This is a genomic window from Mesorhizobium sp. M7A.F.Ca.CA.002.15.2.1 (genome assembly GCF_003998715.1).
GTDB lineage: Bacteria > Pseudomonadota > Alphaproteobacteria > Rhizobiales > Rhizobiaceae > Mesorhizobium > Mesorhizobium ciceri.
This window is the reverse complement of the sequence record NZ_RZPI01000704.1, coordinates 1-2,795: the sequence shown is the minus strand read 5'-3', so window position 1 is coordinate 2,795 and position 2,795 is coordinate 1. Positions and strand designations below refer to the sequence as shown.

3 protein-coding genes and 1 pseudogene are annotated in these 2,795 nt (G+C 61.2%); 2 read left to right on the top strand and 2 right to left on the bottom strand.

The annotated features are described in order from the left end of the window. Together ENZ74_RS27880 and ENZ74_RS35380 are read right to left on the bottom strand one after the other, a co-directional pair. Window positions 1-108: pseudogene (locus ENZ74_RS27880) on the bottom strand (LysE family translocator); the annotation flags it as partial. A gap of 440 nt (window positions 109-548) precedes the next feature. After that, the gene (locus ENZ74_RS35380) at window positions 549-962 is read right to left on the bottom strand and encodes a type II toxin-antitoxin system Phd/YefM family antitoxin (protein ID WP_224675156.1); all 414 of its coding nucleotides are present in this window, start codon (window positions 960-962) and stop codon (window positions 549-551) included. On the opposite strand from ENZ74_RS35380, the gene rfaD reads away from it, so the two are divergent. Beyond that, window positions 934-1,890 carry an ADP-glyceromanno-heptose 6-epimerase gene (gene rfaD, locus ENZ74_RS27865; RefSeq protein WP_063170316.1) on the top strand — a complete coding sequence of 319 codons (957 nt, stop codon included), beginning with the start codon at window positions 934-936 and terminating at the stop codon, window positions 1,888-1,890. The two genes, ENZ74_RS35380 and rfaD, sit on opposite strands and share 29 nt — an antisense overlap. Further along, window positions 1,863-2,795, top strand: a 933-nt coding sequence (waaF, locus tag ENZ74_RS27860) for a lipopolysaccharide heptosyltransferase II (protein WP_245471018.1), incomplete at its 3' end; no start/stop codon positions are given. The genes rfaD and waaF, both read left to right, overlap by 28 nt.

The following is a 2,795-nucleotide window of genomic DNA, read 5'->3' as shown; positions in this document are numbered from 1 at the left end:
GCCGCGCGCCATCGTCTGCGCGGCGGCATAGAGCATGGCCGGGCCTGGAATGTAGGCGAAGATCGCCGTGGTGGCGAAAAACGCGATGAGCAGTTCGGTCGATGGCATTTTTGGTCCCTCACGATCGTGCTCTGCCCTGTCGATTCAGTCCGCGCGGGATTGCTTTGGACTGACCCGTGCGGACAACCGCAGTAAAAGCGAACATAATTTTCTTGTGAAATGACGGGCTGAACGCGCCAATTCGCGCACCCGGCTCGAAATAGGCCGACGCTTCCAGGATATCATGATTGTACTCATCGACCATGACCCAAAGGGGCATAGGATCGAGGCCCGCACGGTGGCGTTCAATTTCCGGGATGCTGACTGCAACGCGATCACGACCCGGCTGTGTGGAAGTGATTGCAAGTATGAAGAGGTTGGTACCCCCGGCTTTCCCAGGAAGGACAGCCACAAAGGCCACAGGCCGTGACTTCCGGCCTTCGGTCTCGCCGTCTCCGTGTTGGCGATGCCAAAGATATGGATATCGCCAGACGTCCGCAGCAGCGGGTTTAATCACGGTCCAATTCCGCGGCGTACTCCTCGAGCATCTCGACATGTTCGGTCGGGGCGTCCTTCGCAGCGTAGACGCGGCGGCTGTCGTTGCCGAAGCGCGCTTCGTAGGCCTCGATGCTCATCAGGACGTATCTCGGCTTGTTGTGGCGAGTGATGGAGACCGGCTGCTGGCTGGCAGCTGCAAGCACATCTCCAAGATTCTGTTTCAGATCGGTCGACGGATAGTTTTTCATGGGATACCCTGTTTTGTCCATAATAGACAAAATAGACAAAACAGACAAGCGCATAAAATGGCAGGACAGGCGCATGCACCTGGCTTTGTCGACAGCCCGGCTAGCCTCCCCTATAAGGACCGGAATCGCAAGCAACCAGAGGTCCTTCATGATCATCGTCACGGGCGGCGCCGGCATGATCGGCTCCAACATCGTCGCCGCGCTGAATGCCGAAGGGCATGACGACATCCTCGTCGTCGACGACCTTACCGACGGTCACAAGATCGTCAATCTTGCCGATCTCAAGATCGCCGACTATCTCGACAAGGACGATTTCCTGCCCCGCATGGAGGCCGGCTCGCTCGGCCGCATCGAGGCCGTGTTCCACCAGGGCGCCTGCTCGACCACCACCGAGTGGAACGGCAAATTCATGATGGAGGTGAATTACGCCTTCTCGAAACGGTTGCTGCATGCAAGCCAGAGTTTGCGCGTGCCTTTCCTTTATGCCTCCTCGGCTTCCGTCTATGGCGGCGGCTCGGAGTTCCTCGAGGATCCCGCGTTGGAACGGCCGCTCAACGTATACGCCTATTCCAAGAAGCTGTTCGACGACTATGTCAGGCGAACCGTGTTCGCCGGGCAGGCCGACCATTCACAGGTCGTAGGCTTGCGCTACTTCAACGTCTATGGCCCGCGCGAAGCGCACAAGGGCGCCATGGCCTCCGTCGCCTTCCATCTGTTCAACCAGGTCGAGCGAGGCGAGAACCCGAAACTGTTCGGCGCCTATGACGGATTCGGACCCGGCGAACAAAGCCGTGACTTCATCCATGTCGGTGATGTCGCCGACGTCAATCTGTGGCTGTGGAAACGGGGCTCAAGCGGCATCTTCAATTGCGGCACCGGCCGTGCCCAGCCCTTCCGCGCCATCGCCGAAACGGTGATCGACACGTTGGGTAAAGGGGAGATTGAATTCATCCCCTTTCCCGACCATCTCAAGGGCAGCTACCAGAGCTTTACGCAAGCTGATATGTCCCGTTTGCGCGCGGCCGGTTACAATGGCCAATTCCGGACAGTGGAAACCGGTGTCAGAGACTATGTCGAATGGCTGAAAGCCCAACGATCCTCGTGATCGGCCCACGCTGGGTGGGCGACATGGTGATGGCGCAGTGCCTGTTTTCGGCGCTGAAGGAGTTGCATCCCAACGCCGCCATCGATGTGCTGGCGCCTGCCTGGGCAGCACCCCTGGTCAAGCGCATGCCCGAAATCCGCCAGCAGATCGATTTTCCGCTCAAACCCGGCGCGCTCGAATTCACCCATCGCCGCCGCTTCGGCCGCCTGCTGCGCGGCCGCTACGACATGGCCTATATCCTGCCGGGCAGCTGGAAGTCGGCGCTGATTCCGTTCTTTGCCCGCATTCCGCGCCGTGTCGGCAATCTGCGCGAGATGCGCTATGGCCTGCTGACCGACGTCGTGCCATTGCCCGACAGCATCAAACGACGCACCGCGCAGGCCTATTTCGGCCTTGCCCAGGGCGGCAGTTTCCGGGCGCCCCGGCTTAGCGTGGACACGAAAAACCAGGTCGACCTGCTCGGCCGTTTCGGGCTGGCGCCGCAGAAATTCGTGGCCCTGATGCCCGGCGCGGAATTCGGCCCTGCCAAGCGCTGGCCCAGCGAAAGCTATGCCGGGCTTGCCAGCGGCTTCATGGGCAAAGGCTTGAAGGTTGCGCTGTTCGGCTCGAAGAACGACCGCGACGTGACGGCGGAGATCGCAGCCCTGGCCCCCGGCGTCGTCGACCTCGCCGGACAGACGCGGCTGGAGGACGCCATCGACCTGATATCCGCCGCCAGGCTGGCTGTGTCCAACGACAGCGGACTGATGCATGTCGCGGCCGCCGTCGGCACGCCGATCGTCGCCGTCTACGGCTCGACCTCGCCCGAAAACACGCCACCGCTGGCGGAGCGCCGCGACCTGGCCGACTTCCAGCGTCTTCAGGCAGTTGAGGTGGCCGAGCGGACAGACCTTCTGGTGGCCTGT

Excerpts from the sequence above, each read along its gene's own strand:
- ENZ74_RS35380 (WP_224675156.1), bottom strand. The coding sequence starts at position 962 with ATGCCGGCGCCGCCCGTGACGATGATCATGAAGGACCTCTGGTTGCTT.
- rfaD (WP_063170316.1), top strand. The coding sequence starts at position 934 with ATGATCATCGTCACGGGCGGCGCCGGCATGATCGGCTCCAACATCGTC.